The organism is Nocardia sienata NBRC 100364 (assembly GCF_001613205.1).
In the GTDB taxonomy this organism is placed as follows: domain Bacteria; phylum Actinomycetota; class Actinomycetes; order Mycobacteriales; family Mycobacteriaceae; genus Nocardia; species Nocardia sienata.
Genome location: NZ_BDBX01000024.1, coordinates 131,704 through 156,756, shown reverse-complemented (window position 1 = coordinate 156,756; position 25,053 = coordinate 131,704). Strand labels below are relative to the sequence as shown.

Genomic DNA, 25,053 nt, shown 5'->3' with positions numbered 1-25,053 from the left:
GCGTCGCGGCTCGTGAACCGCTCTACCTGAACTGGGTGCGCGCGGAGTCCGGTGGGCAGCCGGGTGGTGACCGGCAAGGATCACGGCGGGCTCCGCGATCACCCGGGGCGGTCTCCGTCGTCCGGACGTGGTTTCGGAAGTATGGACAGGTCTTCGTAATCGATGGGTACGTAGTCGAGCGTGTCGTCGAGCGGTTTCGGACTTTGCTCCCAGCGGACGATCTCGGCGTCCCAGTCAGGGTACGTCGGGTCCTCGGGGCCGAGGATGATCGAGCCGTCGACGATATCGCCGTCGAGTTCATGCCCGAAGTAGCGCAGCAGGATACGTCCGTCGTCGAGACGCCGGGCCAAAGGGTGTTCTTCACTCATCGCGTAATCCCCAATTCTCTGTCCAGAGCCTGATAAAAGGCAATCAGATGACGACCTGCGGCGACCGAACCGTAGAACTCTGGTTGCGCGGTGCTGTTGACGCCGCCGGGCGGATTTTGCACGGTTTTGTTATGCCACGCGATGCCTTCGGCGAACAGCTCGCGCTTCCCGGCCTCGCCGGGCCGGGCAAAATATTCCGCAATGTTCGGGCTCGTCTGCTGGATGTGGCGGAGAACGATGGTGTGAAACTGAGAAAACACCGGTTCCTTGCTCGGTCTGCCGAGAGCGTCATCGAGCGCGTGGCCGAATTCGTGCGGCGCGGTATCTATTCTGGAGTGTTGCGTGTGACCGACGAGCAGCGCCCGGAACCTCTCGCTGTACACGCCGCCGACATCGTCCCAGGTCGTACCGTCGGGCCAACCCCCGGGCTTCTGGTCCCGGCGTTTCGTTGCCGACCAAGCCGCATGGCCGAGGTCGTGCAATCGGCCGGCGCCGAGCCAGATCCCCCCTTCGGAATATTCCTTCATATGGTCCGCCACGATGCGATGGAATCGGTCCGGTAATGATGCCAACGAATCAGCATACTCGCGAGCCTTGTCCGAGCCGTCCCCATGATACCGATCGCCGTAAATTCTCTTCAGGTATTCTTCGGCCGAACCCCCTGCCCGATTCAACCCGGCAGCGGAAGCATCGGTATCATCGTAACCTTTTTTGTCGAACTGATTACTGCCGTGGATGTCGGCCTCGGACTCATGACCTGATCCTTTTGAGATACCGTCGACAAAAGTATCTCTGTACATGCGGTTCGCAATATGATCGGACGCCTCTCTCAGGTTGCCGACCAGGCTTTCGGTGACCCGCGAGGCGGCCCCGAGAATTCCATTGTTCAAATCGACCTCGCTGCCACGACGGGCCGGACCACGGGCGCCCACAGTTGTGCCTCGGCCCGGGTAGACCATCCCGATCCTGAGCCTGGATCCCCCGATGGGCCCAGCCCGCCGGTGGACCCATGCTTCGATGATGCCTCATAGCGGGAGTTTCCTGAAGCAAATGAGGGCGGCAGCCGGCCCGGACTCTACAGCCCGTCGCAGTCGGCGGGTCGAGTCTTCGGTGAGCAGCACTGAAACACCTCGATCGGCGGCAGCCGCGTCATGCGTATCAGCTCGGCAGAGTCGGCGTCGGCGCGCGGCGATACGGGACGGGAACGCCCGGGAATCTCGGCACGCGCCTCAGTTGCTGTGCTGGTACCGGTACTCGTACCGCCGCAGCGGGCTGTGTCGTTCCGGGACCGTCGACCGTACGCCCCGACATCGGTGCGGCGGGACCGCCAGGACTGCTCCGGGAGCCACCGAGCGGACTGCCTGGACTACCGGGGCATTCCGTAATGGTGTATCACGGCCGAGATTCGAAACCGCCCGCTCGGATTCCCTTCGTGAAGTCGTCCCACGCTTCCGGCTCAAACCGCAGAGTAGGGCCGGATGTGTTCTTCGAATCCCGCACGCCCGCCGCCCCGGTCAGCAGCCAAGCCACCTCGACACACTCTGTCTGGCCACTGCTGTAACTGCTCTTGAACCACTTCGCTGCGGATAGCTCCGACTTCACGCTTCGTACTCCCTTGCAATGTGCCTCAGCAGTTCTCGCGAGCGCTCTTCGTCGTGCGCTGCGCCTCGGATAACCGAAGCAAGCTCATCGTAGCGCCGTACGTCGTCTGCGTTCTCGAGGTAGAGATCGGGCTTACCGACTCCCTCGAAGTACACCAGGGGCGGCTCTACTGTCCTCCCCTTCTCGTCCACCCCGAAATCGAGCAGCATGAACGGACCGTGCAACAGACCACTGGCACATCCGCTCGTAAACGGGTGGATGCGGATAGTGATGTTCGGCCGCTTACCAACCTCGGCCAGGTGACGTAGTTGGGCCCCCATGATCTGTGGTGTACCCACTACACGCCGGAGCGCCGACTCGTGAAGCAGCACATCCAGTTGAATCGGAGCTGCTCGTCGCGTAGCAATGGCCTGCCGTCGCATGCGCAGTTCTACACGACGGTCGAGATCTTCCGGACCGCTGCTCGAATAGAAACCACCGATCAGCTCACGTGCATAGTCGGGTATCTGCAGAAGACCAGGAACAATTTCGTTGTAGACGGTCAGCTTCCGCGCAGAGGCTTCAAGCCCCACGTACATATTGAACGTCGGATCACTGTAGAGACCCGCGAACGCCGTGTACCACGACGTCACCTTCGCCTGTTCCGCCAGGTCCAGCGCCCGAACCACCTCATCGCGCGGCACCTCGTACAGCTCGCACAGCGCACGCACGTCGACCGCGCGCACCTTCCTCGTCTTGGCGGCCTCGATGCGCTGTAGCGCCGCCTGACTCAACTCCACCAGAGCGGCGGCCTTCGCCAGGCTCAATCCGACGGCCTCCCGGTGTTCCCGTAGGAACCGGCCCAACTGCCGACGCGGCAGGGTCGACGGTTCCGCCCCCTCGTCACTGGTCATACCGCTACCTCCGTTCGGAAAAACGAATCATCGGGCACCCCGAAATCGAATCATCGCCGGAATCGAAATCGAATCACGTTCTGGGACTATGCATCACTTTCGTCCGCACCTGCCGATTCGGCTTGGACCAGCGTATATCCCGTGGTGTGCTGGGTCAGGAGAACGGGTGACACCGCGGGCGGAACCATCGTCACCCCGACCCTCGTGAGCTCTATCGAGTTCCGCGCGACCACCTCCGCGCTCTGCGCGCTCCGTCCGGTCGGTCTCGTGCGGACATGTAACGCATTCGATTCTTACTTTCGGGAGGACCCGTGCCGTATCCGTATGTCCCAGAACGTCCAGCTCAGCGCCGCGCCACCGCGATCGGTTTCGTCCGCGTCGATATCTCTGCCCACCATGCCCCGCGTCACGCGCACGAGATCCAATGTCACGCCAGAAAATCCGGCTATCGGTACCTGTACACCGTGCGCCCACCCGTCGACGAACCGAACCCGCTCACCTATGTGCGCGCACTGGCCACCGAACTCGGGGCCGAGGTGATCATCGCGTTCGACCTCGGCCAGGTGGACGACCGTCCCAACCTGTTCTGCGATCTCGGATACCGGCTGGAAACCGTATGCCCACCCACCGTGTGGACAGCCAGTACATCGGTCGCGAAAGCGGAAGGCGGGCGGGTATGAACGCGTGGAACGTTCTGATCACCAGCGCATCCGTGGCGGTCGTGTGCTTTGCCGTGTCCTCCGCGCTGGGTTGCGTATGGCCCGCCGAACCACCGCCCCCCGCCGACCGTCGCACGCGACGAGCGCGGCACCGGACCTCGATCACCCCGGCGACGGTGGCGTGGACGTGCGCCCTGCCCGGCAGACCGCTGAGCGTCGACGACGCCCACAACGCCATGCGTCACCACCGTGAACACGACTGCCCCCGCAAACGCGCCGCGTTCGCGACTCTGGTCGTACACGGCTGTATCACACCCGACCCCACCCGCCGGCGGTACCGACGAAAAGCACTGTTGCGAACATCTGATCGTCGCGGAGAAGCCGGTCCCTCGGCTCACATCTTTGCCGGCGCCTGCTCGCCCGCGGCGGGAGTGTCACCGCTGTCGACAACTTCGGCACCGGACGTGCCGCGATTATCACCGATCTGGTAAACGATCCGCGTTTCACCTGTACTCCAATGACACCGCAGCCTTCGGCGCAACAACCGGACTCGACGGGGTCACCCATATGGCGCACTTCGCCCACGCCGGGCAGTCGATCTGCGCCGCTGCCCTCCGCGACTAGACCCTGAATATGCGCGGGCTGCGGACAACATCGAGTCGCGTCGTAGCCCCCGATAGACAGCTGTCACTTTCCAGAGCGAGACCTACTCCCGGCCTCGGAGCCTCTTCAGTTGCTGAAACCCGACCAAGCCATTATCGGACAGTTGCCCGACGACCGGCTCGATCATTTCCAGTATTTCCACCTCCCCACCAGCATCCAACTCGTAAAGTCTATTCGCGATGTAATCCGCATCAGGGTCGTCGCGCCGTCGCCCGATCTCGTCCAAGACCAGAAAAAGGCCCTCCAATCCACCCAGTCTCGCCAGTACATCGGCCGAATCGACCTGCATCGTGACGATCTCGTCGTCCAGCATCTCGTGCAGACGTCTCACCGCGCTGTCTTCGTGGATGAAGTTCGCGAGTTCGTAGATGGCGGAGTCCCTGGTGAGGCCATCCGGACTCCTGGAGTTCGACAATGCGATCTCCAGGCTGACGGGGGTCTTGTCGGGATCGGTCACGGGATCTCCTCGGGCAGAGCGGGGCGCACGGTATCACTGAGCGTCTTGGCAAATATTTCGCCGGTCTTGGGATTCACATTTTTCTGCACCTCTACAACATGGGGCACCGGAATATATTGGCCTGTCTTCTTGTCGAGGTGGGGCTTTCCGGTGAGATCAACTCGACTGGTTGCCACACCGTCCTCGTCATAATATGAGTAGTTCGTGATGTTCCCGCTGGCATCCTTCTTCACGATATAGCCGTTTCGCGGCCCATTGATGACCGGAAGGTTCCCATTCGTCCACACCTGTGCTGTCGATAGTTTCTGAGCAAGTGTCGGTTGGGACCCACTGGCATCGATGACATCCTCGATGGTTTCGATGAGGTCGTGGATGCGTTCGAGTTTGGCGCGGGTGTCGCCGGTGGAACGGGTCACGGCGACCACTGTCCGCAGCCCGGCCGCGGCGACGATACTGCGCAGCGCTTTGACCAGATCGTTGACCAGATCGACGGCTTTGCCCGCACGGATGGCCGCCACAGCACCGCCACCTATTCCGAAGCTGACCACGGAGGCAGCGACGGAAAGTGCGAGTGTGATGGCGATCTGCTTCTTCAGTTCGTCGGCGAACTGGGCGAGCAGGTCGTGCAGCCGCGCCTTCATGTTGTCGTGCGCGGTTTTCTGGGCGGCACACGAGGCGGCGATATCGGCGAAGACGGCCAGCAGGTCTTCGGCAGCGGTTTTGATCTCCCGGAGATCCTCGTCGATCGACGCCACTTCGGGGGCTGTGACCTGCTGGAACATCGCCGCCGCGCGTTCCAGCTCCACGGGCAGGTTGGTGGTGCCCGGTGCGTGGGCCAAGCTGTTCCAGACGGTGGCGGCGGTGTTGAGTTTGTCGGTGTCACCGTCGGGAACCGGCAGGTCGACACCGATCTTCTTCGCCAGTTCCAGACCGTCGTCGATCAAGCCGCTACCCGGACCTCCCGCTGACGGCGGTGGCTGGGCGCAGGTGACATAGGCGAGCGGTGGGTCGGTCGGTTTCTGTGGCGCGGGGGTTCCGGACTTGGGGTCGTGGTCGCTACTCGCGTAGACATACCCCGCCTGGTTCAAGACCCGGGGGTACTTGTCGAGCGCCGGCATCAGGGTGGTGACCAGGTTGTTGGTCTCGCGGACCTGGCTGTCGTAGGAGGTCGCCCATTCCTTGCCCGGCCCGGCGCTGCCTACCATCGCAGCGGTGCCTTTCAATGCCTGCAGGTGCTGGTCATAGGCGGTGAAGAAGGCGCTGGCCGCCGCCTGTTCACGATGGTGGCCGCCTCGTAGTAGACGACCGGGTCCACGTTGATGAAGTTCATGTACCGGGCTCGGGTCAGCGCGGGCCGAACATGCGCTGCACGGTCTGGATGGCCGTCGTGTACCGGGTGTGGGCGTCGACTGCGGCCTGACGCATGGCGTCGACACCTTCACGAACGTCGGTGGCCCCGGCGGACCACTGCCGGAACGCGTCGGCCTGCGCGATCGCCGCGTCACCGGACCAGGCCTGGTGCAGGGAAGCCATCCGTTGCTCGAGGCCGGTGAGGCTGTCGTTGAGGAAACCGATGAAGTTCGCGGCACGGGCGGTGAGGTTGTCGAGTTCGTCGAGATCGACCTGGAAGGCCTCGGACGGCTCGGGCATGACGGTTCCCCCTTTATTTTCAGAGATTGAGCGACGGGTAGCTCCGCGAATTGCTGTCGTCCTGCTCGACGAATGTCTGCGTGGTGACGCCCAGCAGTTCGGCGATGGTCGCCAACGCCTCGAGGACTCGGACGGCCCCCTGTTTGGTCTCGTCCCAGCCCGCGCGATACGCGGTGGCGGAGTTGCCCTTCCACACTTCGAGTACGGCATCGATATCGGTATCGAGATCCCGCAGGGCGTTCACCAGGTTGTCGGCGGTCAGCTGGACGTACTTGCCGGCGTCCAGCACATGGTCCGGTACGACCTGAATCGCCGGCGCCGAATCGGCCGGATCGGCCACAACGTCCCCCTCGATGATCGAACCGCGGCTGCCCCGACAATCGCTTCGAGCACCCGAGTATCGACCGAACCGGGCTCCCTGCCAGCACCGCCCCGGCGACTTCCGGCATCCTACCGCCGAGCGGCTCCGCGCCACAGCGCCGTCGCGAGATCGATCTCTGCAAGGACCGACTGCCGCGCCGCCGGGCGGCCCCAGGTCGCCGTGGCGGAGCGGTCACTCCAGGCAGTACACCGAGGTGACCACCGCGAACATCGACAGCTCGTTCGAACTGTCGGCGGAGGCGGTGACCATGGTCATCGCACGGCCGCGGTCCGACCGGAAGGCGTAGGAAACACAGCCGAGTAGCTCACCGCCATGACCCCACACCGAGTCCCCGCACGGCGGATCGAAGCGTTGCAGGCCCAAGCCGTAGTGGAAACCCATACCGCCCATCGAAACGGTCCGCCGCATCTGCGCCAGTGCGTACGGGCTGGTCAGCTCGCCCGACAGCAGGGCGGCGAAGAACTTCTCGAGATCGGCGGTCGTGGAGACCATCTCACCGGCCGCCCAGTCCAGCGACGGGTTCATATCGGTGACCGAGGTCCGTTCACCGTCGATGGTGCGGGACGCGGCGAGCGCGGGCTGCGCGACGCCTGGATCATTGCCGGGGACGGTGGTGGAGGTCAGCCCCAGTGGGGTGAGGATACGGTCGGCGATCTCGGTGCCGTACGGACGGCCGGTGACGTGCTCGATCAGCAGACCGGCCACGATGTAGTTGGTGTTGGAATAGCGGAACCTGGTGCCGGGAGCGAAGTACGGTTCGTGGCGCAGTGCGGTGGCCAGCAGTTCCCTGGGTTGGTAGGAAGCGAAGCGGTCGTCCCCGCGCCATCGGTTCGTCGACATCCCTTTCTCTTTCATGTAGTCGTACAAACCGCTGGTGTGGTTGAGCAGCTGGCGTACGGTGATCTGCTCACCACCGGGGATCGGGTCGGGTAACTGCCGGGCGATCGGCGCATCCAGGTCGATCCGGCCCTCGTCCACCAGCTGGAGTACGACCGTCGCGACGAAGGTCTTGGTGATACTTCCGATCCGGAACCGAGTCGCCGGCCCCGAGTCGGCATTCTGATCGATGCCGCTGCCCGCCGCGGCGATGTCGTGGTGGCCGTCGCGGTCGGAAACCCGCAGTACCACATCGGCGTCGGTCAGTCGCGCCGTCACGGCGACGATATTCGCTGTCACCTGAGCACGGGCGGTGACCAGGACGAGGACCGCCACAACGAGCGCGACGACGGCGGTGGCGGTGACAACCATTCCGAAACGGAGCAACTTCTGCCTCATGAATCTCGAAGCTAGAGATCGGGCGAGGTAGCGGCGAGGGTGCAGGCCCGCCGCCCGAGGTGCGGAAAACCACACTCGCGGCACTGCGGTCGGGCCCACTGAACCGGGTGGACGACACCACTGTGCGTGGCGCCGCCGATTCCTAGCTTCGGAATATGCCTATTGCAATGGAATCCACCGACGAGTTGACCGGGGTAGCCGCCTGGGCGGTCGACCTCATGGAACGGCTCGGCGGGCTGGGAGCGGGCACCGCCATCGCCCTGGAGAACCTCTTTCCCCCGCTGCCCAGCGAGATCATTCTGCCGCTGGCCGGTTTTGCCGCGAGCCAAGGTCGATTCGGGTTGGCGGAGGCGCTCGTAGGGACCACGCTCGGCTCGGTGGTCGGCGCGTTGGCACTGTACGGCCTGGGCGTGCTGCTCGGCCGGGACCGGCTACGGGCGATTATCGATCGGATGCCGCTGGTGCAGTTGTCGGATTTCGACCGCACCGAGGAATGGTTCGCCCGGCACGGCGGTAAAGCCGTGTTCTTCGGACGGATGATCCCGATCTTCCGCAGTCTGATCTCCATCCCCGCCGGTGTGGAGCGGATGCCGATCGGACGATTCACCCTGCTCACCACCGCGGGCAGTCTGATCTGGAATACGGTGTTCGTGCTGTCGGGGTACTTCCTCGGTGAGAACTGGCCGGTGGTGGAGACCTACGCGGGGATCCTGCAGAAACTCGTGATCCTGGTCGTACTGGTAGCGGTGGCGGTGTATTGCGTCCGAGGGTGGGCCCGCTACCGGCGGACGCGGCAAGTGAGAATGTGACGATGAGGACGTTGCCACAGCGCGGCGCGCGCCGCTGCGCTGCCGTACTCATCGGCACTGCGCTCGGTGTCGGCACCGTTGTGCTGGATCTCGCCGCCGCGGTGGCCGGGCTGTTCGGTCCACGCCACCCGCGGCGAGTTATCGCTCTGGAACGGCGCAGGCTGAGCCTGCTGCTCGGTGAGACTCCGGCCGGGGAACCCACCGGGCGGCGCGCGGTGGGTTATCTGAGCCTGCGGATCGCACTCGGACTACTGGGCGGTGTGATGTTGACGCTGCTCGGGGCGGGGGTGGTGGTCGGCGCGGCACTGGTCTACGGCGCCTCGACAGGTGCGGCGGTGCCGGTGGTCGACGCCACCGAACCCGGCCAGATCAGCTGGAAAGCCGTGGTCGTGGCCCTGGTACCGGGGCTGATCTTCGCTTTCCTCACCGTACAAGGGCTACTGGGGGTCATTCGGGCCGAGCTGTGGGCGTGGCAGGTTTTCGCCCTGCCCGGGGCGGGCGAGCTGGCCGAGCGGGTCGCCCGGCTGACCACCACCCGCGCCGAGGTGACCGAGGTCATCGACGAGGAACGACGCCGTATCGAACGCGATCTACACGACGGCGTCCAGCAGCGAGTGGTCGCCCTGTCGATCATCCTGGCGCGGGTGAACCGCGAAACCGACACCGGCGTACGCGCGGATCTGCACCGGCGCGCACAGGCCGAAACCGGTCAGCTGCTCGACGACCTACGCGACGTCTCGTGGCGGATCTATCCGGCGATGCTGGCTCGCGACGGGCTGCACGCCACGCTGGAGGCGCTGGCCGACCGCACCCCGCTGCCGACGCGTCTCGATATCGACCTACCCGCCCGGCCGCCTCGACCGGTCGAATCGGCCTGCTACTTCACTGCCAGCGAAGCCATCACCAACGCCATCAAACACTCCGGCGCCGCTACGCTCGAGATCGCGGTCGGTCGGACCGGCGATACCGTATGGCTGCGCGTCCACGACGACGGTTGCGGCGGCGCCGACCCGGCCGGGCACGGACTGTCCGGTATCGCGGCCAGGATCCACGCGCTCGACGGTACGTTCACCGTCGATTCCCCGGCCGGCGGGCCGACAACCATCACCGCGGAGGTACCGTGCGGATAACGCTTGCCGAAGATTCGGCACTGCTGCGGGAAAGCCTGGCCCAGCTGCTCACGGCCGAAGGCCATGAGATCGTCGACTCGGTCGGCACCGCGGTCGAACTGCTGCACGCCGTTCGGCGGCGTCCGCCGGACCTGGTGGTGGCCGATGTGCGGATGCCACCCGATCACATCGATGAGGGAATCCGCGCCGCCCTGGAGATCCGCCGCGAACAACCCGGAATCCCGGTGCTGGTTCTCTCCCAGTACGTCGAACGCCGGCACGCGGCCGAATTCCTCACCGGCACCGGCGGAGTGGGCTATCTGCTCAAGGACCGGATAGCCGCCATCGATTCCTTCCTCGACGCCGTGGAGCGGGTCGGTGCGGGCGGCACCGCGTTCGACCCGGAAGTGGTCCGGCAACTCCTGCAGCACAGTCGCGCCGGGTCTCCGATCGAACGGCTCACCGCCCGCGAACGCGAAGTGCTCGAACTGATAGCCCAGGGTCTGAGCAACGCGGCGGTCGGCGAACGCCTCTTCATCACTCGCAGCGCTGTCGAAAAACACATCAACGCGATATTCGTCAAACTCGACCTGCCGGCCGGTGAAGCGCACAACCGCAGGGTGCTGGCGATACTGGAACACCTACGTGCGCAGTCGGACGGTTGAGCGAGTCATATCGTCGGGCGGGATCGCCGACAGAGCTACCACCACGGCGGCAGCGACCGCTAGTGCGAGTATCACCACGGCGCTGACGTAGACCCAGCCGAGCTGCACTGTGGCGATCCACAGCGCGTTGAGCAGCAGCGACAGGGCGATCGCCCACCACACATCCCGTACCCGCGGGTTCCCCCGCTGCACAGGTAGGAGTTGCCAGACCGCTAGCGCGAGGAAACCGATGTACAGCACCGACCAGATGACGAAGGCTGTCCCGCCGGGAGCGACGAAGGTGGCGTCGGCCGCGAGCGCCCCGTCGGCGGCCTCGGCGATCGGTGTACCGCCCAGCGCGCCCGAACCGATCACTGCGGCGAGCGCCGCTACCCCGTGTCCGACATCTGCCGTTGCAACAGCCGTTGCCGGGGCGGGGCGAAGGTGGGTCTTTCGGTGGTCAGTCCCCACGGCGCACCGTGCTCGAACAGCGGTTACAACTTCACCGTTGCGGTGTGGCACCCAGTGGCGTCACGTAGCACACCCTTCTATCCTGGTCCTATGAGCGCTCAGCCCGAAATCACGCAGCGGGACCTACGCAACAGATCGAAGGAGATAATGGACGCCGTCCAGGACGGGCAGACGTTCACAGTTACGCGCGACGGCCACCAGATCGGCCAACTGGTGCCCCTGCGGCGCCGCCGCAGGTTCGTTCCGCGGACAGAATTCGCGGCCATGTCACAGACCGCACCCGGTCTCGACCCCGGCACCTTCCGCGCCGACCAGGACGCCACAGCCGAGCAGTACCTGGACGACCCCTATGATCGTTGACCGTCCGGCCCGTACACGTGGGCTGATCGACACCAACATCGTGATTCTCCGTCGCTGGGTGGATCCCGCAGAGCTTCCGGACGAGATGGCGATCACGGCTGTCACACTGGCCGAATTATCGGCCGGACCGCACGAGGTCCGTGGCAATGCCGAGCAGAGCAGCTACGACGAGTACGCCGAACGAGCGCGACGTCTCGACGCGCTACAGCGAGCCGAACACGAATTCGATCCCGTGCCTTTCGACGCGGAGGCCGCTCGTGCCTACGGCCGGATATGCGCAGCCGTCATCGCTGCCGGTCGCAAACCGCGGCGCCGTATCGCCGACCTGATGATCGCCTCGATCGCCCTGGCCGAAGACCTGCCGCTGTACACGACCAATCCGGACGACTTCGAAGGTCTCGACGGGCTGGTCACGGTCCGGGCGGTCACTCGGCCGCGAATATCGCCGGTCGGCCTCGCCGAGTAGTGATATGTCGGTGTCACCGAGTACCGGGCAGCGGATCGAAGTGTTGCGGCCCGGGCGGCCACAAGCAGGTAACCGGGCCGGACGTCAGATCTGCCTGGCTTCCAGGGCTTCGTGCAGGGTGACCGCCCACTGGTGCACGATCTGTTTGCGACGGGCCGAATCATCGGTCAGTACATCGGCCAGCCCCAGGCCGCGAGCGAGGTCGAGGGTGGCCTGGACCAGATGGTGGGTGACGGGGTCGGAGTCGTCGACCCCCAGCTCTTGGACGGCGCGATGGTGTGCGCCGCGCCCGAAACGGGCCTCGAGCGGAACAATACGTTCGCGCAGGGCGGGATCGGCGGCGGCGTGTGTCCACACTTGCAGGGCCGCTTTGAAAAGCCGGCTGGTGTAGGACTCGACCAGGCCGGCGACCACGGCCTCGGTTCGAGCGAAACCGGGTTCGGTGGTCGCCGTCGTCACCGCCCCGGCGTTGCGGGTGTCGAACATGTAGGTGAGGGCGGCGGTGATGAGGTCTTCCCGGGTGGGGAAATGATGCTGGGCCGCCCCCCGGGAGACGCCGGCCCGTTCGGCGACCACCGCCACCGTCGCCGCTGCCCAGCCCTTTTCCGCCAGGCAGTCGATGGTGGCCTCGAGGAGCCGCTGCCGGGTGGCCCGGCTGCGGTCCTGTTTGGGTTCGTGGGGTGTCGCCATAGCGGCCTATTCTGCCGAGGGCGTTTCGGCGGCCGGGACGGCCCAGCGGGGCGGGCGCCGTTGCAGGAACGCGGTCATCCCCTCGATCACTTCCTCGGTGCCGAAGAAACTGCCCGAGCGGGCCGCCAATTCGTCGGCACAGCGATCGAATTCGGCCAGGATCGGCGCGGTGGTGAGGCGTTTGCTCTCCGCGAGGCCCTGTGGGGAGGCTTTGCGCAGTTCGTCCAGTAGTTCGACGGTCCGGGCGGCCGGGTCGTTCGTCGCCAGGGTGATCAGGCCGATCCGCTCGGCGGTATCGGCGTCGAACGTCTCACCGGTCAGGAAATACCGGTCGGCGGCGCGGGGATTCATCCGGGGCAGCAGGGTGAGCGAGATGACGAAGGGCGCCAGGCCCAGCCGTGCCTCGGTGAGCGCGAAACTGCTGGACAGGCCGGCGACGGCGATATCGCAGGCCGCGAGCAGTCCCATACCACCGGCGCGCACATTCCCGTCCACCCGTGCGATCACCGGTTTCGGGAGTTCCAGGATGGTACGCAACAGCCGCACCATCCATTGGGTGCGGATATCGGAGGCGGCGGCGGGGTCGGCGTCCACGGCCTCCTTGAGGTCGGCTCCGGCACAGAAGGTCGCGCCGGTATGGGTCAGGACGACGCCGCGCACGTCCGGGTCGGCGGCCGCGCGGTCGAGACCCGCCAGGAGTTCGGTGACCAGACGCGCGGAGATGGCGTTGCGGTTGTGCGGGGAGTCGAGGGTGAGGGTGGCGAACCCGTCCTCGACGGCATAGTCGACGACCCGGGTCTCGGTATCGGTCACGGCGGCCCTGCCTTTCTGAGGGCCGGAGCGCATACGCCCCGGCCCTCGGGTGCTCAGTAGGACTTCGGCAGGCCCAGCGAATGCTGGGCGACGAAATTGAGGATCATTTCCCGGCTCACCGGGGCCACCCGCGCGATCCGGGCCGCGCCGAGCATGGCGGCCAGACCGTATTCCGAGGTCAGACCGGAACCGCCGTGGGTCTGGATAGCCTGGTCGAGGGCTTTGATACTGGCCTCGGCAGCCGCGTATTTGGCCATGTTGGCGGCCTCCGCGGCGCCCATCTCGTCACCGGCGTCGTAGAGGGTGGCGGCCTTGAGCATCATCAACCGGGCCAGTTCCAGTTCGATCTTCACCTGCGCCAGCGGATGCGCGATGCCCTGGTGCGCGCCGATGGGGGTCTTCCAGACCGTGCGCTCCTTGGCGTATTCGACCGCCCGGTCGATGGCGTAGCGGCCGACGCCGACCGCCATGGCGGCGCCCATGATCCGCTCCGGGTTCAGGCCCGCGAACAGCTGCATGAGGGCGGCGTCCTCTTTACCGACCAGGGCGGTGGAGGGCAACCGGACGTCGTCGAGGAACAGGGTGAACTGATGGTCCGGCTCGATTATGTCCATTTCCTGCGGGGTCTTCTCGAACCCGGGCGCGTCGGTGGGCACGATGAACAGGGCGGGCTTGAGTTTGCCCGTCTTATGGTCCTCGGTGCGCGCCACGATCAGCACCGCCTCGGCCTGGTCGACGCCGGAGATGAAGATCTTGCGGCCGGTGAGCAGCCAGTCGTCACCGTCGCGGCGGGCGGTGGTGGTGATCTGATGTGAATTGGAACCGGCATCGGGTTCGGTGATACCGAAGACCATCTTGGCCGAACCGTCGGAGAGCTTGGGCAGCCATTCGGCCTTCTGCTCGTCGGTGCCGTACTTGGTGATGATGGTGCCGCAGATGGCGGGCGAGACCACCATGAGCAGCAGACCGGCACCCTGCGCGGACAGCTCCTCCATCACCAGCGCCAGTTCGTACATTCCGGCGCCGCCGCCCCCGTACTCCTCGGGCAGGTTCACCCCGAGGAAGCCCAGCTTCCCGGCCTCGGCCCACAGTTCGTCCAGCGGTTCGCTCTTCCGCGCCCGCGGCAGCACGTAATCGCGGTAGTTGTACTTGGCGGCCAGCGCGGCCACGGCAGCGCGCAGTTCTTTGCGTTCGTCGGATTCGATGAAGCTCATTGCCTACTCCTGGTTTTCGGTGGCGGGATCCACCACGGCGAGAACGGCACCCACGTCGACCTGCCGGCCGACTTCGACATTCACGGCACTGAGCACACCGTCGACGGGCGCGGCTATGGTGTGCTCCATCTTCATGGCCTCCAGCCACAGGATCGGCTGGCCGGCGGTCACCGAACTGCCGACCTCGGCGCCCAGCCGGATCACATTGCCCGGCATGGGTGCCAGCAGCGACCCGGTGGCCACCTGGTCGGCGGGGTCGGTGAACCGCGGCAGGCGGCGCACCGACACCGGCCCGAGCGCGGAATCCACGCACACGAGATCGTCGTAGCGGGCGACGGCGAACTGCCGCCGGACCAGGCCGTGCGCCCCGGGCACCGCCAGCACCACCTGATCGGGAGCGACGGAGATCAATTCCAGACCGGCGCACCCGGCGACCTCCACCCCGCTGCGGGTGAACCGGTAGTCGATATCGTGCGAACCGGTGGCGCGGCTTTCGTAGGACTTGCGTTGCGCCTGCGACGGCAGATTGCGCCAGCCGCTCGGCACACCCGCGACCACACCGGCCCGGGCCCGGTTGGCGGCCGCTTCGGCGAGCGCGGCCGCGACGATCGACAGTCCCTCCTCGTCCGGACCGGCCAGGGGCGCGGCCAAGGTGTCCAGACCGTGCGTGGTGAAGAAGGCGGTATCGGTATCGCCGGCCAGGAAGGCGGGATGGCGCAATACCCGGACGAGCAGGTCACGGTTGGTGACCAAGCCGTGGATCCGGGCCCGGTGCAGGGCACCGGCCAGCAGCCGGGCCGCCTCCTCCCGGGTGCGACCGTAGGAGATGACCTTGGCGAGCATGGGGTCGTAGTGCACCCCGACCGCCGAACCGTCGACCACACCGGAATCCAGGCGGACACCGGGGCGGTCGAGCAGGTCGAATTCCGCCGCGACCCCGGGAACCTCTATGCGGTGAACGGTTCCGCTCTGCGGCTGCCAATCCTGCGCGGGGTCCTCGGCGTAGAGCCGCACCTCGATCGAATGACCGTGCGGAGCAGGCGGTTGGGGAGCGAGCCGAGCGCCCTGGGCCACCTCGAGCTGCAACTGGACCAGGTCGAGGCCGGTGGTGCATTCGGTGACCGGATGCTCCACCTGAAGGCGGGTGTTCATCTCCAGGAAGAAGAACTCGCCCGACTCGTCGGCCAGGAATTCGACCGTACCGGCGCCGGTGTAGCCGATGGCGGCGGCGGCCTGGCGGGCCGCCTCGAACAACCGGCCCCGCATACCTGGTCCCGAATCCGGTCCCCGGCCGGCATCGATACGTTCCACCAGCGGGGACGGCGCCTCCTCGACGACCTTCTGGTGCCGGCGCTGGATCGAGCACTCCCGTTCGCCGACGGCCCAGATGGTGCCGTGCGTATCGGCCATCACCTGGACTTCGATATGGTGGCCGGTCTCCAGATAGCGCTCGCAGAAGACGGTGGGGTCGCCGAACGCCGATTCGGCCTCCCGGCGGGCGCCTTCCAACTGCCCGGGCAGTTCGGCCAGGTCGCGTACCACCCGCATACCGCGGCCGCCGCCCCCGGCGGAAGCCTTGATCAAGACCGGGAGCTGGGCTTCGGTGACCTCCGCCGGATCGAGTTCGGCCAGCACCGGCACCCCGGCGGCGTCCATCATCTTCTTGGACGCGACCTTGGAACCCATCTCCTCGATGGCGGCTGCGGGCGGCCCGATCCAGATCAGTCCGGCCGCCTCCACCGCCCGCGCGAACTCAGCGTTCTCGGAAAGGAACCCGTAGCCGGGGTGGATGGCATCGGCACCCGTGGCCCGGGCGGCCGCGATGATGAGATCGCCGCGCAGATAGGTCTGCGCGGGTGTATTCCCGGGCAGACGGACCGCGGCGTCGGCCTCCGCGATATGCGGGGATTCGGCGTCGGCGTCGGAATAGACCGCCACCGTGCCCACGCCCATCCGACGGCAGGAGGCGAAGATCCGGCGGGCGATCTCACCGCGGTTGGCGACCAGAACGCTGGTGATGGGCTGCTGTGAATTCGTCACGACCGGCCTCACATTCGGAAGACGCCGAAGGATTCGGCGCCCTGGACAGGTGCAGTGTGGATGGCCGAGAGGGCCATACCCAGCACTGTGCGGGTATCGCGCGGGTCGATGACCCCGTCGTCGTAGAGCCGCCCGGACATGAACATGGCCAGCGATTCGGCCTCGATCTGCGCTTCCACCATGGCACGCATCCCGGCATCGGCTTCTTCGTCGAACGCCTGCCCGCGGGCCTCGGCGGCGGCGCGGCCGACGATGGATATCACCCCGGCCAGTTGCGCACCGCCCATGACCGCGGATTTGGCACTGGGCCAGGCGAAGACGAAACGGGGGTCGTAGGCGCGGCCGCACATACCGTAGTGCCCGGCGCCGTAGGAGGCGCCCATGAGTACGGAGATATGCGGGACCTTGGAATTGGAGACCGCGTTGATCATCTGGGCGCCGTGTTTGATGATGCCCTTCTGCTCGTACTCCTTGCCGACCATGTAGCCGGTGGTGTTGTGCAGGAACAGCAGCGGAGTGTTGGTCTTGTTCGCCAGCTGGATGAACTGGGTGGCCTTCTGCGATTCCTCGGAGAACAGCACCCCGCGGGCGTTGGCGAGGATGCCGACCGGATACCCGTGCAGTTCGGCCCAGCCGGTGACCAGGCTGGACCCGTAGCGCGGCTTGAACTCGTCGAAATCGGAGCCGTCGACGATCCGGGCGATCACCTCGCGCGGATCGAAGGGTATCTTCAGGTCGGGCGGGACGATCCCGAGTAGTTCGTCCGGGTCGTACAGCGGTTCGAGCACCGAGGTGCGCGCTGCCGGTCCCTGCTTCTTCCAGTTCAGCCGTTTGACGATGCGCCGGCCGATGCGGATCGCGTCCTGTTCGTCGAGCGCGTAGTAATCGGCCAGGCCGGAGACCCGGGCGTGCATATCCGCGCCACCCAGGGATTCGTCGTCGGATTCCTCACCGGTGGCCATCTTCACCAGCGGCGGTCCGCCCAGGAACACCTTGGAGCGTTCCTTGATCATCACCACGTGATCGGACATCCCGGGGATGTAGGCGCCGCCCGCGGTGGAGTTGCCGAAGACCAGGGCGATGGTGGGAATACCCGCCGCCGACGCCTGGGTGAGGTCGCGGAACATCCGGCCGCCGGGGACGAAGACCTCTTTCTGCGTGGGCAGATCGGCGCCGCCGGATTCCACCAGCGAGATCACCGGGAGCCGATTCTCCCGGATGATGTCGTTGACCCGCAATGTCTTGCGCAGCGTCCACGGGTTGGAGGTGCCGCCGCGCACGGTGGGGTCGGGCGCGACGATCATGCATTCCACCCCCTCCACCACGCCGATACCGGCGACGGTGCTGGCGCCCACCTGGAATTCACTGCCCCAGGCGGCGAGCGGGCACAGTTCGAGGAACGGCGAGTCCTCGTCGATGAGCAGTTCGATACGTTCGCGAGCGGTCAGTTTGCCGCGTTTGCGGTGGCGGGCGAGTTTCTCGGGGCCGCCGCCCGCGATGACCTTCTCGAACTCCGCCTCGACCTCGGCGAGTTTGGCTGTCATGGCCGCGGCCGCCGCGGTGTAATCACCGCTCGTGGTGTCGAGGGTGCTGCGCAGTGTCGTCATGACTGGTAACCCAATCGTTTCGCGGCCAAGCCGGTGAGGATTTCGGTGGTTCCGCCGCCGATACTCAGGATCCGCATATCGCGGTACTGGCGTTCCACCTCGGATTCGCGCATATAGCCGAGTCCGCCGAAGAGTTGCACCGCCTGATTCGCCACCCATTCGCCGGATTCGACGGCGGTGTTCTTGGCGAAGCAGACCTCGGCGATCAGATCGGTCTCCCCGGCCGCGGCGCGGGCGGCCACGTCCCGGGTGTAGACGCGGGCGATATCGACCCGGCGGGCCATCTCGGTGACGGTGTTCTGCACGGCCTGCCTGCTGATGAGCGGGCGGCCGAAGGTTTCCCGGTTGCGCACCCAGTCCAGGGCGAGGTCCAGGCAGCGCTGGGCGCTCGAATACGCCTGCACGGCGAGTCCGACCCGTTCGCTGACGAATGCCGCGGCGATCTGCAGGAAGCCGGAATTCTCCGGCCCTACCAGATTCGACACCGGAACCCGGACATCCTGGTAGGACAGTTCCGCGGTATCGGAAGCGCGCCAGCCCATCTTGTCCAGTTTGCGGCCCACCGTGAACCCGGGGGTGCCCTTCTCGACCACCAGCAGCGAAACCCCGGACGCGCCCGGACCGCCGGTGCGGACGGCGGTCACGACGAAATCGGCGCGGCAGCCGGAGGTGATGTAGGTCTTGGCGCCGTTGACGATGTAGTGATCGCCGTCGCGGCGGGCCGAGGTGGTCAGATGTCCCACATCGGAGCCGCCGCCGGGTTCGGTGATCGCCAGCGAACCGATCTTGTCACCGGTCAGCGTGGGCCGTACCCAGCGGTCGAGCTGCGCCGGATCGCCCGCGGCGATGAGGTGCGGTACCGCGATACCGCAGGTGAACAGGGAGGCGAACACTCCACCCGAGACCCCGGCGTAGTGCAGTTCCTCGCAGACGACGGCGCCGTCGATACCGTTTCCGCCCGCCCCGCCCGCGGCCTCCGGGAACTGGATCCCGAGCAGGCCGAGTTCCCCTGCCTTCTTGTGCAGTTCCCGCGGAATCTCCCCGTCGCGTTCCCAGTCGTCCTGGTAGGGCAGGATCTCGCGCTCGGCGAAAGCGCGCACGGTGGCGCGCAGTTCGCGGCGCTCGGCGGTGTTCCAGACAGTCAAGGCAGCAGCTCCAACGGTATGTCGAGATGACGGGACCGCAGCCATTCGCCGAGTCCCTTGGCCTGCGGGTCGAACCGGGCCTGGTAGGCCACGCCTTCGCCGAGCAGACCGGAGATGAGGAAGTTGAGCGCCCGCAGATTCGGCAGCACATGCCGGGTGATCTCCAGGGGGGCGGTTTCGGGCAGTAGTTCGCGCAGCCGCTCGACGGTGAGGGTGTGCACCAGCCAGCGCCACTGGTCCTCGGTGCGCACCCAGACGCCGATATTCGCGTCACCACCCTTGTCGCCACTGCGGGCCAGCGCGATCTCGCCCAGCGGTGCCCGTTTCGTGGGTGTGGGCGCAAGCGGTGCGGGAAGTTCGGGTTCCGGGACCTCGGTCAGTTCGCGGGTCTCCGACGGGGCCCCCACCACGACCTTGCACCCGGCCGGCCGGTGGGCGGTATGTGCGACCTCGGCGGCGTCGACGAATCCCGGTCGGTAGACGCCGTAGGGCGAACCGTTACCGGGCGGGGCGGTAAAACTGCAGCCCGGATAGCTGGCCAGCGCGAGTTCGACGGCGACACCGGAGAACGCGCGACCCACCTTGTTCGGATCGGGGTCGCGGACCACACAGCGCAGCAGGGCGCTGGCCTGTTCCTCGGTGTCGGCGTCGGGACGGTCCAGCCGGGCCAGGGTCCAGTCGAGTTCGGCCGGACGTTCGGGCAACCAGGCCTCCAGCTGCCGCCGCGCCAGATCGGCTTTCGCTTCGATATCGAGGCCGGTGAGGATGAACTCCATCTCGTTGCGGAACCCGCCGAGAGTGTTCAGCGAAACCTTCACCGTCGGCGGCGGCGGTTCCCCCACGACGCCGCGGATCGATACCCGGTCCGGGCCGTCGGCGGCGAGTTCGACCGTATCGAGCCGGGCGGTGACATCAGGGCCGGCGTAGCGCGCGCCCTGGATCTCGTACATGAGCTGGGCCGCGACGGTGTCCACGGTGACCGCGCCGCCGGTGCCCGCGTGTTTGGTGATGACGCTGCTACCGTCCGCGCGGATCTCCGCGAGGGGGAATCCGGGGCGGCCGAGGTCGGGGAGCTCGCGGAAGAACGCGAAGTTGCCGCCGGTGGCCTGGGTGCCGCATTCGATCACATGACCGGCCACCACCGCACCGGCCAGCCGGTCGTAATCGGTACGTTTCCAGCCGAAATGGGCGGCGGCCGGGCCCACCACCACCGAGGCGTCGGTGACCCGGCCGGTGACCACCACATCCGAGCCCGCGGCCAGGCATTCGGCGATACCCCAGGCCCCGAGATAGGCGTTGGCGGTGAGCGGGGAGCCCAGGCCGAGTTCGGCGGCGCGGCCGGTGAGGTCGTCGCCGTCCACGTATCCGACCCGGACCTCCAGGCCGAGCCGGGCCGCCAGCTCCCCCACCTTCTCCGCCAGCGCGGCCGGATTCAGGCCACCGGCATTGGTCACGATCTGGACATTTCGTTCCAGCGCGAGGCCGAGGCACTCCTCGAGCTGACGCAGGAAGGTTTTGGCATAGCCGAGGCCGGCATCCTTCATCCGATCACGGCCCAGGATCAGCATGGTGAGTTCGGCGAGATAGTCACCGGTCAGCACATCGAGCTGCCCGCCCTCGAGCATTTCGCGCATCGCGCCGAAGCGGTCGCCGTAGAACCCCGAACAGTTGCCGATCCGGATCAGGTCGGGATCGGACGCCAGACCACTCATCAGCGGTTTCGCCTCCTACCGCGGCGCCGGGCGGGGTCGCCGAAATGCGCCCGTGGCTGTCCGCGTACCGCCCCAGCATCACAGGCCGCCGGTAAAAAATCAAGCACGCGTGCTTGTTAATTCCCAGAGCCCGGGCCGCGGCGGGGAGCAGCGCCGAGACCAGGCACAATAGGGCGCTGTGTCCACCGATGTCGCCGTAATTCTGCTGTTCACCCTCGCCGGATTTCTCATCGGCGGCGCCTACACCACCTGGAAGACCGCCCGGCCGCTCGCGGTCGCGCTGGGGGTCTGCGCCGCACTCGCGGCGCTGGGCGCGGTGCTCTGGCTGCTCTGAGGCCGGATACGGTGCCGGCACCGGCCGCTCGACCGGCCGGATCGCACCACCGGCAACCACCCGCGACGGGAACCGGCGCCCGGGCAGGTTTCCGATGGGCCGTCGCGGTCAACACTGCGGGCACGGCGTGTTGCGCGACAGGTGGGAAGTCGCGGTGAACCGGCCCGGGGATGCGAGCGGGCCACACCGGACACCTCGCCCGGCACCGCCGGAACACGCGCCGGCGCGCTCCGGAATCAGCGACTCGGTGCCCCGGCGCCGCCGTTGCGTGGCCCTCCCCCATTACCGCAGGCCCATCGGGTCCACGGCACATGCCGCCGGCAGCCTCATGTCTGTGGTCGGCTTGCCGTAAGGTCGCAGCGTGCCGACCGGAATCACGGACCTCGTGCGGGTCTGCGCGCCACCCCCCGAGCCGGTCTCAGTGGACTGGGGAGCCGCCGAAAACGCGGTCGGTCTCACGTTGCCGGCCGACTACAAGCAGCTCGCCACGGTGTACGGCCCCGGCATTTTCTGTGCGTACCTGAGGGTCTATCACCCGCACGGCCCGACCGAGTGGATCGATCTCGCCGGCCCGATGCCGGCCACCCTGCGCCGGCAACTCCGGGACGACCGTGATACCGGCTCAGTTCCGGTGCCGCACGCCCCGGACAGCCTGCTGGCCTGCGGGGTGACCGACAACGGCGAGCATCTCTTCTGGATCACCGAACCCGCGGACGACCCCGATGGCTGGCGTGTAGCTGTCAACGAAGCCCGCGGGCCGCGCTGGTACGCCTTCGATGGCTGTTTGACCGCGTTCCTCGCCGCGAGCTTCAGCGGTCGGATCGATGTGCCGCTGTTCCCCGATGGGCTTCTCGATGACGGGGTCGGCTTCTCCCGTGATCCCGAGCATCAGCCGACGGATTCGGGCTCCGCTGATCTCGGTTCCGGTGCAGCACAAGCCGTCGATTCCCACGTCATTCGTGCGTGGGCTCGCGCCAACCACTACGACTTACCCGACCGCGGACGAATTCCCGCCGCGATTACAGAGGCGTGGGAGCGGGCGAACATCCGATCCGACCGACCATCCCGCCTCAGCGATGACGCGGCCCCTCATACAGCGTGCGAACAGTGAGGCCTTTCCCGACCGACGGCCCCCCTATCACGGCGCAGGCTATGCGAGGCGGACATCCGCGGTGGCGAGGCCGAAGATCTTGCGGCCGGCCGACTTCGCGGCGATGACGACCACAGCTGTCCTCGTCTCGGGATCGACCGCCTTGATGCGCCCGGTGAACTCCACGGTTCCGGCGGAGGAGGCTTCGATGACCGTGTAATTCGACAGCCGGACCCCGTATCTGATCAATGCACCCGGGTCACCGAGCCATCCGGTGACGAATCCCGCTCCCAGACCCATGGTGAGCATGCCGTGGGCGATCACATTCGGAAGACCCGCGAGCGCGGCGACCCCCTCATGCCAATGGATGGGATTCACGTCTCCCGAGACCCCGGCGTAATTCACCAGATCGCCGCGTGTCAGGTTCACAGACCGTGCGGGAAGCTCGTCACCGACGGCGATGTCCTCGAATCGCGGCACGGTGCACGGGATACGCGTGCGGGAGATCGGCGAAAGACGTGCGACGATCTCGGTATCCGGGTCCGGCGCCGACGGCCCGTCGGCGGATGCGGCTGCGGTTCGGGAGGTCGTGTGGAGCCCGCTCATGACGACGCGCTCGAGCGTGTCGCCGAGGTCGGTGTCGACATCCTCGCTGGTGAGGCCGACGACGGTGGTGTGCATGATCTGCACGATATCGCCGGTCCGGTCGGTGAATGTGTTGGTGATGGTGAGCAGGTCCTTGCCCGCGATGCGACGTACCGAGGACAGCTCGACATCGCTGACCAGCCGGTCGCCGGTGAGCACCGGCTTGTACATCTCGAAAACCTGATCGGTCTGCACGAGCACGTCGTAGTGGGTCATGACGGTCTCCGACAGTCTGCGATTGGCCAACATCGCGACGGTGGAAATGAACGTGGTCGGCGCGATCAGACCGGCGTATCCGAACTCGCCGGCAGCGTCTTCGCTCCAGTGCGCCGGGTGGAAGTCCTGCACCGCTCGCGCGTACTCGCGGATCTTCTCCCGCCCCACCTCGTAGTAGTCCTCCGCACGGTAACGATGCCCTACCAGCCCGGCCACGTCGAACGCCGCTTCCACCAAAGCCTCTCCTTCGTCCACATTCCTTCGACACCGCCGGCACCGAATGCGCGAGCGAAAGCCCACCTTCTCACAGGACGCTTCCGTAGGCTCGCCGCTCCGACTGCTGTGCCGAGTATTCGACAATCAATGCGTCCCTGCCCACTGATGCGCCAGATCATCGCTGGTCAACCATAATTTTTCCGAGCACTTGCCGATCAACCGTCCATTTGCCGACATCACCGCACGGGTCGGCGGTTGCGCGCATCGTGATGGCGAGGCAGTTCGTGCCCGGAGGAGCCCTCGACCACGCCCGGGCAGAGGCGTACCCGGCGGGCACGCCGCGTGCGGCAACGGCACGGTTCATCGTCGAATCAGGACGGTAACTGTCCTATATCCGCGACACACTCCAAGCATGAGCGAAACCCAATCGACTGCGGGACAACCGGGACAGACCGATATCACCGACTACAACGATCCGAACGCGCCGTGGAACCAGGCTTGGGACGAGCAGGACAGCATCGCCAACTGGAACGATGATGTGATCAAGGAGTTCCGGGAGAACTCGGGCAAGGTGGGCGGTGCCTACGCGGGCGGGGACCTCATCCTGCTCACCACCACGGGAGCCAAGAGCGGCAAGCGGCACACGACTCCGCTGGGCCCCCTGTACCGGGACGACACCATGTACGTGAGCTCGTTCATCGAGGACAAGTACCCGGCCTGGTGGTACAACATCAAGGCGAATCCGCAGGTCACCATCGAGCTCCGGGACAGAACCTACCCCGCGACCGGCAAGGTGCTCGAAGGTGCGGACTACGACGAGTTCGCGGCCTGGGTGCTGGCCAACAACCCCCTGCTGGCGGACTTCCAGTCCAAGATCGACCGGCCCATGCCGCTGGTCGTGCTGACACCCGACGGCGAGGGCTGAGCGTTCTCGGGAAACCCCGGCCACGGTGCGCCCGATGGTGCGCACCGGGCTGCGCCGCAGAACCGGGACGCCGCCGGAGGTCCACTCAGTAGCAGTGAGGGCCGTTCCGGGAGCCGGCGACGAGCGTGGTTTCGGGTCGGCCGATACCGACCGCGCGCTGCACCGGCTACGGCCGGCCGGCGCCCACGAACAGCTTTCGGTGGCGGCCGCCGACGACGGCCGGACCGGACAATGGGCGGCGTTGGATGTGTCTCACAATTGCCTGAAAGAAATGGGGATGCCCGCCCAGGTGTCGGAGCCTTCACCACCCCCCGGGATTCCGTAGAGCACGTCATCCGGATTCATGTTCGTCCGATGGTTCCGCCACGAAACCACCAGCTTCACCTCGCCGGGGCAATTATTGTGCCAATGGATGGTTGTGGTGGCTGCCGAGGCCTCGCTGTCGGTCCACCACCACCGGATGCAGCCGGCCACACCCTCGTGGCGGTTCACCGCCGATCCCGGTTCATTCTGCGCGACGCAGGCGGGTGCTGAAACGGAGAGGGCGGTGGCCACGACTACGACCGCCAGTTTTCCTGCCGGAACCATCTTCGAAACT

At 66.4% G+C, this 25,053-nt stretch carries 28 protein-coding genes; 9 read left to right on the top strand and 19 right to left on the bottom strand.

What is annotated here, in order from left to right:
• Positions 1-98 precede the first annotated feature (98 nt).
• From NS4_RS15200 to NS4_RS15190, 4 genes are all read right to left on the bottom strand, one after another.
• Positions 99-368, bottom strand: coding sequence for a hypothetical protein (locus tag NS4_RS15200; protein WP_063060177.1), 270 nt, complete (start codon positions 366-368; stop codon positions 99-101).
• Complete coding sequence (locus NS4_RS32230) at positions 365-1,327, bottom strand: hypothetical protein (protein ID WP_157106064.1); 963 nt, start codon at positions 1,325-1,327, stop codon at positions 365-367. Before NS4_RS32230 ends, NS4_RS15200 begins: the two co-directional genes overlap by 4 nt.
• 433 nt (positions 1,328-1,760) lie before the next feature.
• On the bottom strand, positions 1,761-1,970 hold the full coding sequence (locus NS4_RS31530) for a DUF397 domain-containing protein (protein WP_084487296.1): 210 nt from the start codon (positions 1,968-1,970) through the stop codon (positions 1,761-1,763).
• Positions 1,967-2,863, bottom strand: a complete 897-nt coding sequence (locus NS4_RS15190) for a helix-turn-helix domain-containing protein (RefSeq protein ID WP_063060175.1) — start codon at positions 2,861-2,863, stop codon at positions 1,967-1,969. Before NS4_RS15190 ends, NS4_RS31530 begins: the two co-directional genes overlap by 4 nt.
• Before the next feature lie 311 nt (positions 2,864-3,174).
• Here NS4_RS15190 and NS4_RS15185 point away from each other — a divergent pair, with 311 nt between their 5' ends.
• Positions 3,175-3,543 carry a hypothetical protein gene (locus NS4_RS15185; protein ID WP_063060174.1) on the top strand — a complete coding sequence of 123 codons (369 nt, stop codon included), beginning with the start codon at positions 3,175-3,177 and terminating at the stop codon, positions 3,541-3,543.
• Positions 3,544-4,228: 685 nt separating this feature from the next.
• On the opposite strand, the gene NS4_RS15180 is transcribed toward NS4_RS15185, so the two are convergent.
• From NS4_RS15180 to NS4_RS15160, 5 genes are all read right to left on the bottom strand, one after another.
• A complete protein-coding gene (locus NS4_RS15180; RefSeq protein ID WP_063060173.1) occupies positions 4,229-4,642 on the bottom strand; it encodes a hypothetical protein in 414 nt (137 codons plus the stop codon).
• Entirely contained in the window at positions 4,639-5,847 is a 1,209-nt protein-coding gene (locus NS4_RS15175) for a polymorphic toxin type 24 domain-containing protein (RefSeq protein ID WP_063060172.1), read from the bottom strand. Before NS4_RS15175 ends, NS4_RS15180 begins: the two co-directional genes overlap by 4 nt.
• 139 nt (positions 5,848-5,986) lie before the next feature.
• Complete coding sequence (locus NS4_RS15170) at positions 5,987-6,292, bottom strand: WXG100 family type VII secretion target (protein WP_063060171.1); 306 nt, start codon at positions 6,290-6,292, stop codon at positions 5,987-5,989.
• Between the two features lie 19 nt (positions 6,293-6,311).
• On the bottom strand, positions 6,312-6,632 hold the full coding sequence (locus NS4_RS32660; protein ID WP_063060170.1) for a WXG100 family type VII secretion target: 321 nt from the start codon (positions 6,630-6,632) through the stop codon (positions 6,312-6,314).
• Positions 6,633-6,845: 213 nt separating this feature from the next.
• On the bottom strand, positions 6,846-7,949 hold the full coding sequence (locus tag NS4_RS15160; RefSeq protein WP_063060169.1) for a serine hydrolase domain-containing protein: 1,104 nt from the start codon (positions 7,947-7,949) through the stop codon (positions 6,846-6,848).
• Between the two features lie 155 nt (positions 7,950-8,104).
• On the opposite strand from NS4_RS15160, the gene NS4_RS15155 reads away from it, so the two are divergent.
• Genes NS4_RS15155 through NS4_RS15145 form a run of 3 tightly spaced genes read left to right on the top strand, consistent with a single transcriptional unit; the run spans position 8,105 to position 10,532 of the window.
• Positions 8,105-8,758, top strand: a complete 654-nt coding sequence (locus NS4_RS15155) for a DedA family protein (RefSeq protein ID WP_063060168.1) — start codon at positions 8,105-8,107, stop codon at positions 8,756-8,758.
• A gap of 2 nt (positions 8,759-8,760) precedes the next feature.
• Entirely contained in the window at positions 8,761-9,888 is a 1,128-nt protein-coding gene (locus NS4_RS33400) for a sensor histidine kinase (RefSeq protein WP_063060167.1), read from the top strand.
• Positions 9,879-10,532 (top strand): response regulator transcription factor, encoded by a 654-nt coding sequence (locus NS4_RS15145; protein WP_063060166.1) that lies wholly within the window; start codon positions 9,879-9,881, stop codon positions 10,530-10,532. Before NS4_RS33400 ends, NS4_RS15145 begins: the two co-directional genes overlap by 10 nt.
• On the opposite strand, the gene NS4_RS15140 is transcribed toward NS4_RS15145, so the two are convergent.
• The gene (locus NS4_RS15140; protein WP_063060165.1) at positions 10,509-10,886 is read right to left on the bottom strand and encodes a TspO-related membrane protein; all 378 of its coding nucleotides are present in this window, start codon (positions 10,884-10,886) and stop codon (positions 10,509-10,511) included. The genes NS4_RS15145 and NS4_RS15140 overlap by 24 nt on opposite strands.
• A gap of 186 nt (positions 10,887-11,072) precedes the next feature.
• On the opposite strand from NS4_RS15140, the gene NS4_RS15135 reads away from it, so the two are divergent.
• Together NS4_RS15135 and NS4_RS15130 are read left to right on the top strand one after the other, a co-directional pair.
• Positions 11,073-11,342 carry a type II toxin-antitoxin system Phd/YefM family antitoxin gene (locus tag NS4_RS15135; protein ID WP_063060164.1) on the top strand — a complete coding sequence of 90 codons (270 nt, stop codon included), beginning with the start codon at positions 11,073-11,075 and terminating at the stop codon, positions 11,340-11,342.
• Positions 11,332-11,808: a type II toxin-antitoxin system VapC family toxin gene (locus NS4_RS15130; RefSeq protein ID WP_063060163.1), complete on the top strand. Its 477-nt coding sequence runs from the start codon at positions 11,332-11,334 to the stop codon at positions 11,806-11,808. The genes NS4_RS15135 and NS4_RS15130 overlap by 11 nt, the downstream gene beginning before the upstream one ends.
• Before the next feature lie 84 nt (positions 11,809-11,892).
• On the opposite strand, the gene NS4_RS15125 is transcribed toward NS4_RS15130, so the two are convergent.
• Genes NS4_RS15125 through NS4_RS15095 form a run of 7 tightly spaced genes read right to left on the bottom strand, consistent with a single transcriptional unit; the run spans position 11,893 to position 21,029 of the window.
• Entirely contained in the window at positions 11,893-12,498 is a 606-nt protein-coding gene (locus NS4_RS15125; protein ID WP_063060162.1) for a TetR/AcrR family transcriptional regulator, read from the bottom strand.
• A gap of 6 nt (positions 12,499-12,504) precedes the next feature.
• Entirely contained in the window at positions 12,505-13,311 is an 807-nt protein-coding gene (locus NS4_RS15120; protein WP_439955789.1) for an enoyl-CoA hydratase family protein, read from the bottom strand.
• 53 nt (positions 13,312-13,364) lie between these two features.
• Complete coding sequence (locus NS4_RS15115; RefSeq protein ID WP_063060160.1) at positions 13,365-14,525, bottom strand: acyl-CoA dehydrogenase family protein; 1,161 nt, start codon at positions 14,523-14,525, stop codon at positions 13,365-13,367.
• A gap of 3 nt (positions 14,526-14,528) precedes the next feature.
• Positions 14,529-16,565, bottom strand: coding sequence for an acetyl/propionyl/methylcrotonyl-CoA carboxylase subunit alpha (locus tag NS4_RS15110; protein WP_063060159.1), 2,037 nt, complete (start codon positions 16,563-16,565; stop codon positions 14,529-14,531).
• Between the two features lie 8 nt (positions 16,566-16,573).
• Entirely contained in the window at positions 16,574-18,172 is a 1,599-nt protein-coding gene (locus tag NS4_RS15105) for an acyl-CoA carboxylase subunit beta (protein ID WP_063060158.1), read from the bottom strand.
• Positions 18,169-19,317, bottom strand: a complete 1,149-nt coding sequence (locus NS4_RS15100) for an acyl-CoA dehydrogenase family protein (protein WP_063060157.1) — start codon at positions 19,315-19,317, stop codon at positions 18,169-18,171. Before NS4_RS15100 ends, NS4_RS15105 begins: the two co-directional genes overlap by 4 nt.
• The gene (locus tag NS4_RS15095; RefSeq protein WP_063060156.1) at positions 19,314-21,029 is read right to left on the bottom strand and encodes an acyclic terpene utilization AtuA family protein; all 1,716 of its coding nucleotides are present in this window, start codon (positions 21,027-21,029) and stop codon (positions 19,314-19,316) included. The genes NS4_RS15100 and NS4_RS15095 overlap by 4 nt, the downstream gene beginning before the upstream one ends.
• A gap of 178 nt (positions 21,030-21,207) precedes the next feature.
• Here NS4_RS15095 and NS4_RS32655 point away from each other — a divergent pair, with 178 nt between their 5' ends.
• Together NS4_RS32655 and NS4_RS15090 are read left to right on the top strand one after the other, a co-directional pair.
• Positions 21,208-21,363: a CG2302 family histidine operon protein gene (locus NS4_RS32655; RefSeq protein ID WP_169811766.1), complete on the top strand. Its 156-nt coding sequence runs from the start codon at positions 21,208-21,210 to the stop codon at positions 21,361-21,363.
• 361 nt (positions 21,364-21,724) lie between these two features.
• Positions 21,725-22,474, top strand: a complete 750-nt coding sequence (locus NS4_RS15090; protein ID WP_174552096.1) for an Lsr2 family DNA-binding protein — start codon at positions 21,725-21,727, stop codon at positions 22,472-22,474.
• Positions 22,475-22,513: 39 nt separating this feature from the next.
• On the opposite strand, the gene NS4_RS15085 is transcribed toward NS4_RS15090, so the two are convergent.
• Positions 22,514-23,551, bottom strand: a complete 1,038-nt coding sequence (locus tag NS4_RS15085; protein WP_063060273.1) for a fused (3R)-hydroxyacyl-ACP dehydratase subunits HadA/HadB — start codon at positions 23,549-23,551, stop codon at positions 22,514-22,516.
• 391 nt (positions 23,552-23,942) lie between these two features.
• On the opposite strand from NS4_RS15085, the gene NS4_RS15080 reads away from it, so the two are divergent.
• Positions 23,943-24,455: a nitroreductase/quinone reductase family protein gene (locus NS4_RS15080; RefSeq protein ID WP_063060155.1), complete on the top strand. Its 513-nt coding sequence runs from the start codon at positions 23,943-23,945 to the stop codon at positions 24,453-24,455.
• Between the two features lie 252 nt (positions 24,456-24,707).
• Here the strand turns inward: NS4_RS15080 and NS4_RS15075 are convergent, their stop codons facing one another.
• Complete coding sequence (locus NS4_RS15075) at positions 24,708-25,043, bottom strand: hypothetical protein (protein ID WP_063060154.1); 336 nt, start codon at positions 25,041-25,043, stop codon at positions 24,708-24,710.
• Positions 25,044-25,053 lie beyond the last annotated feature (10 nt).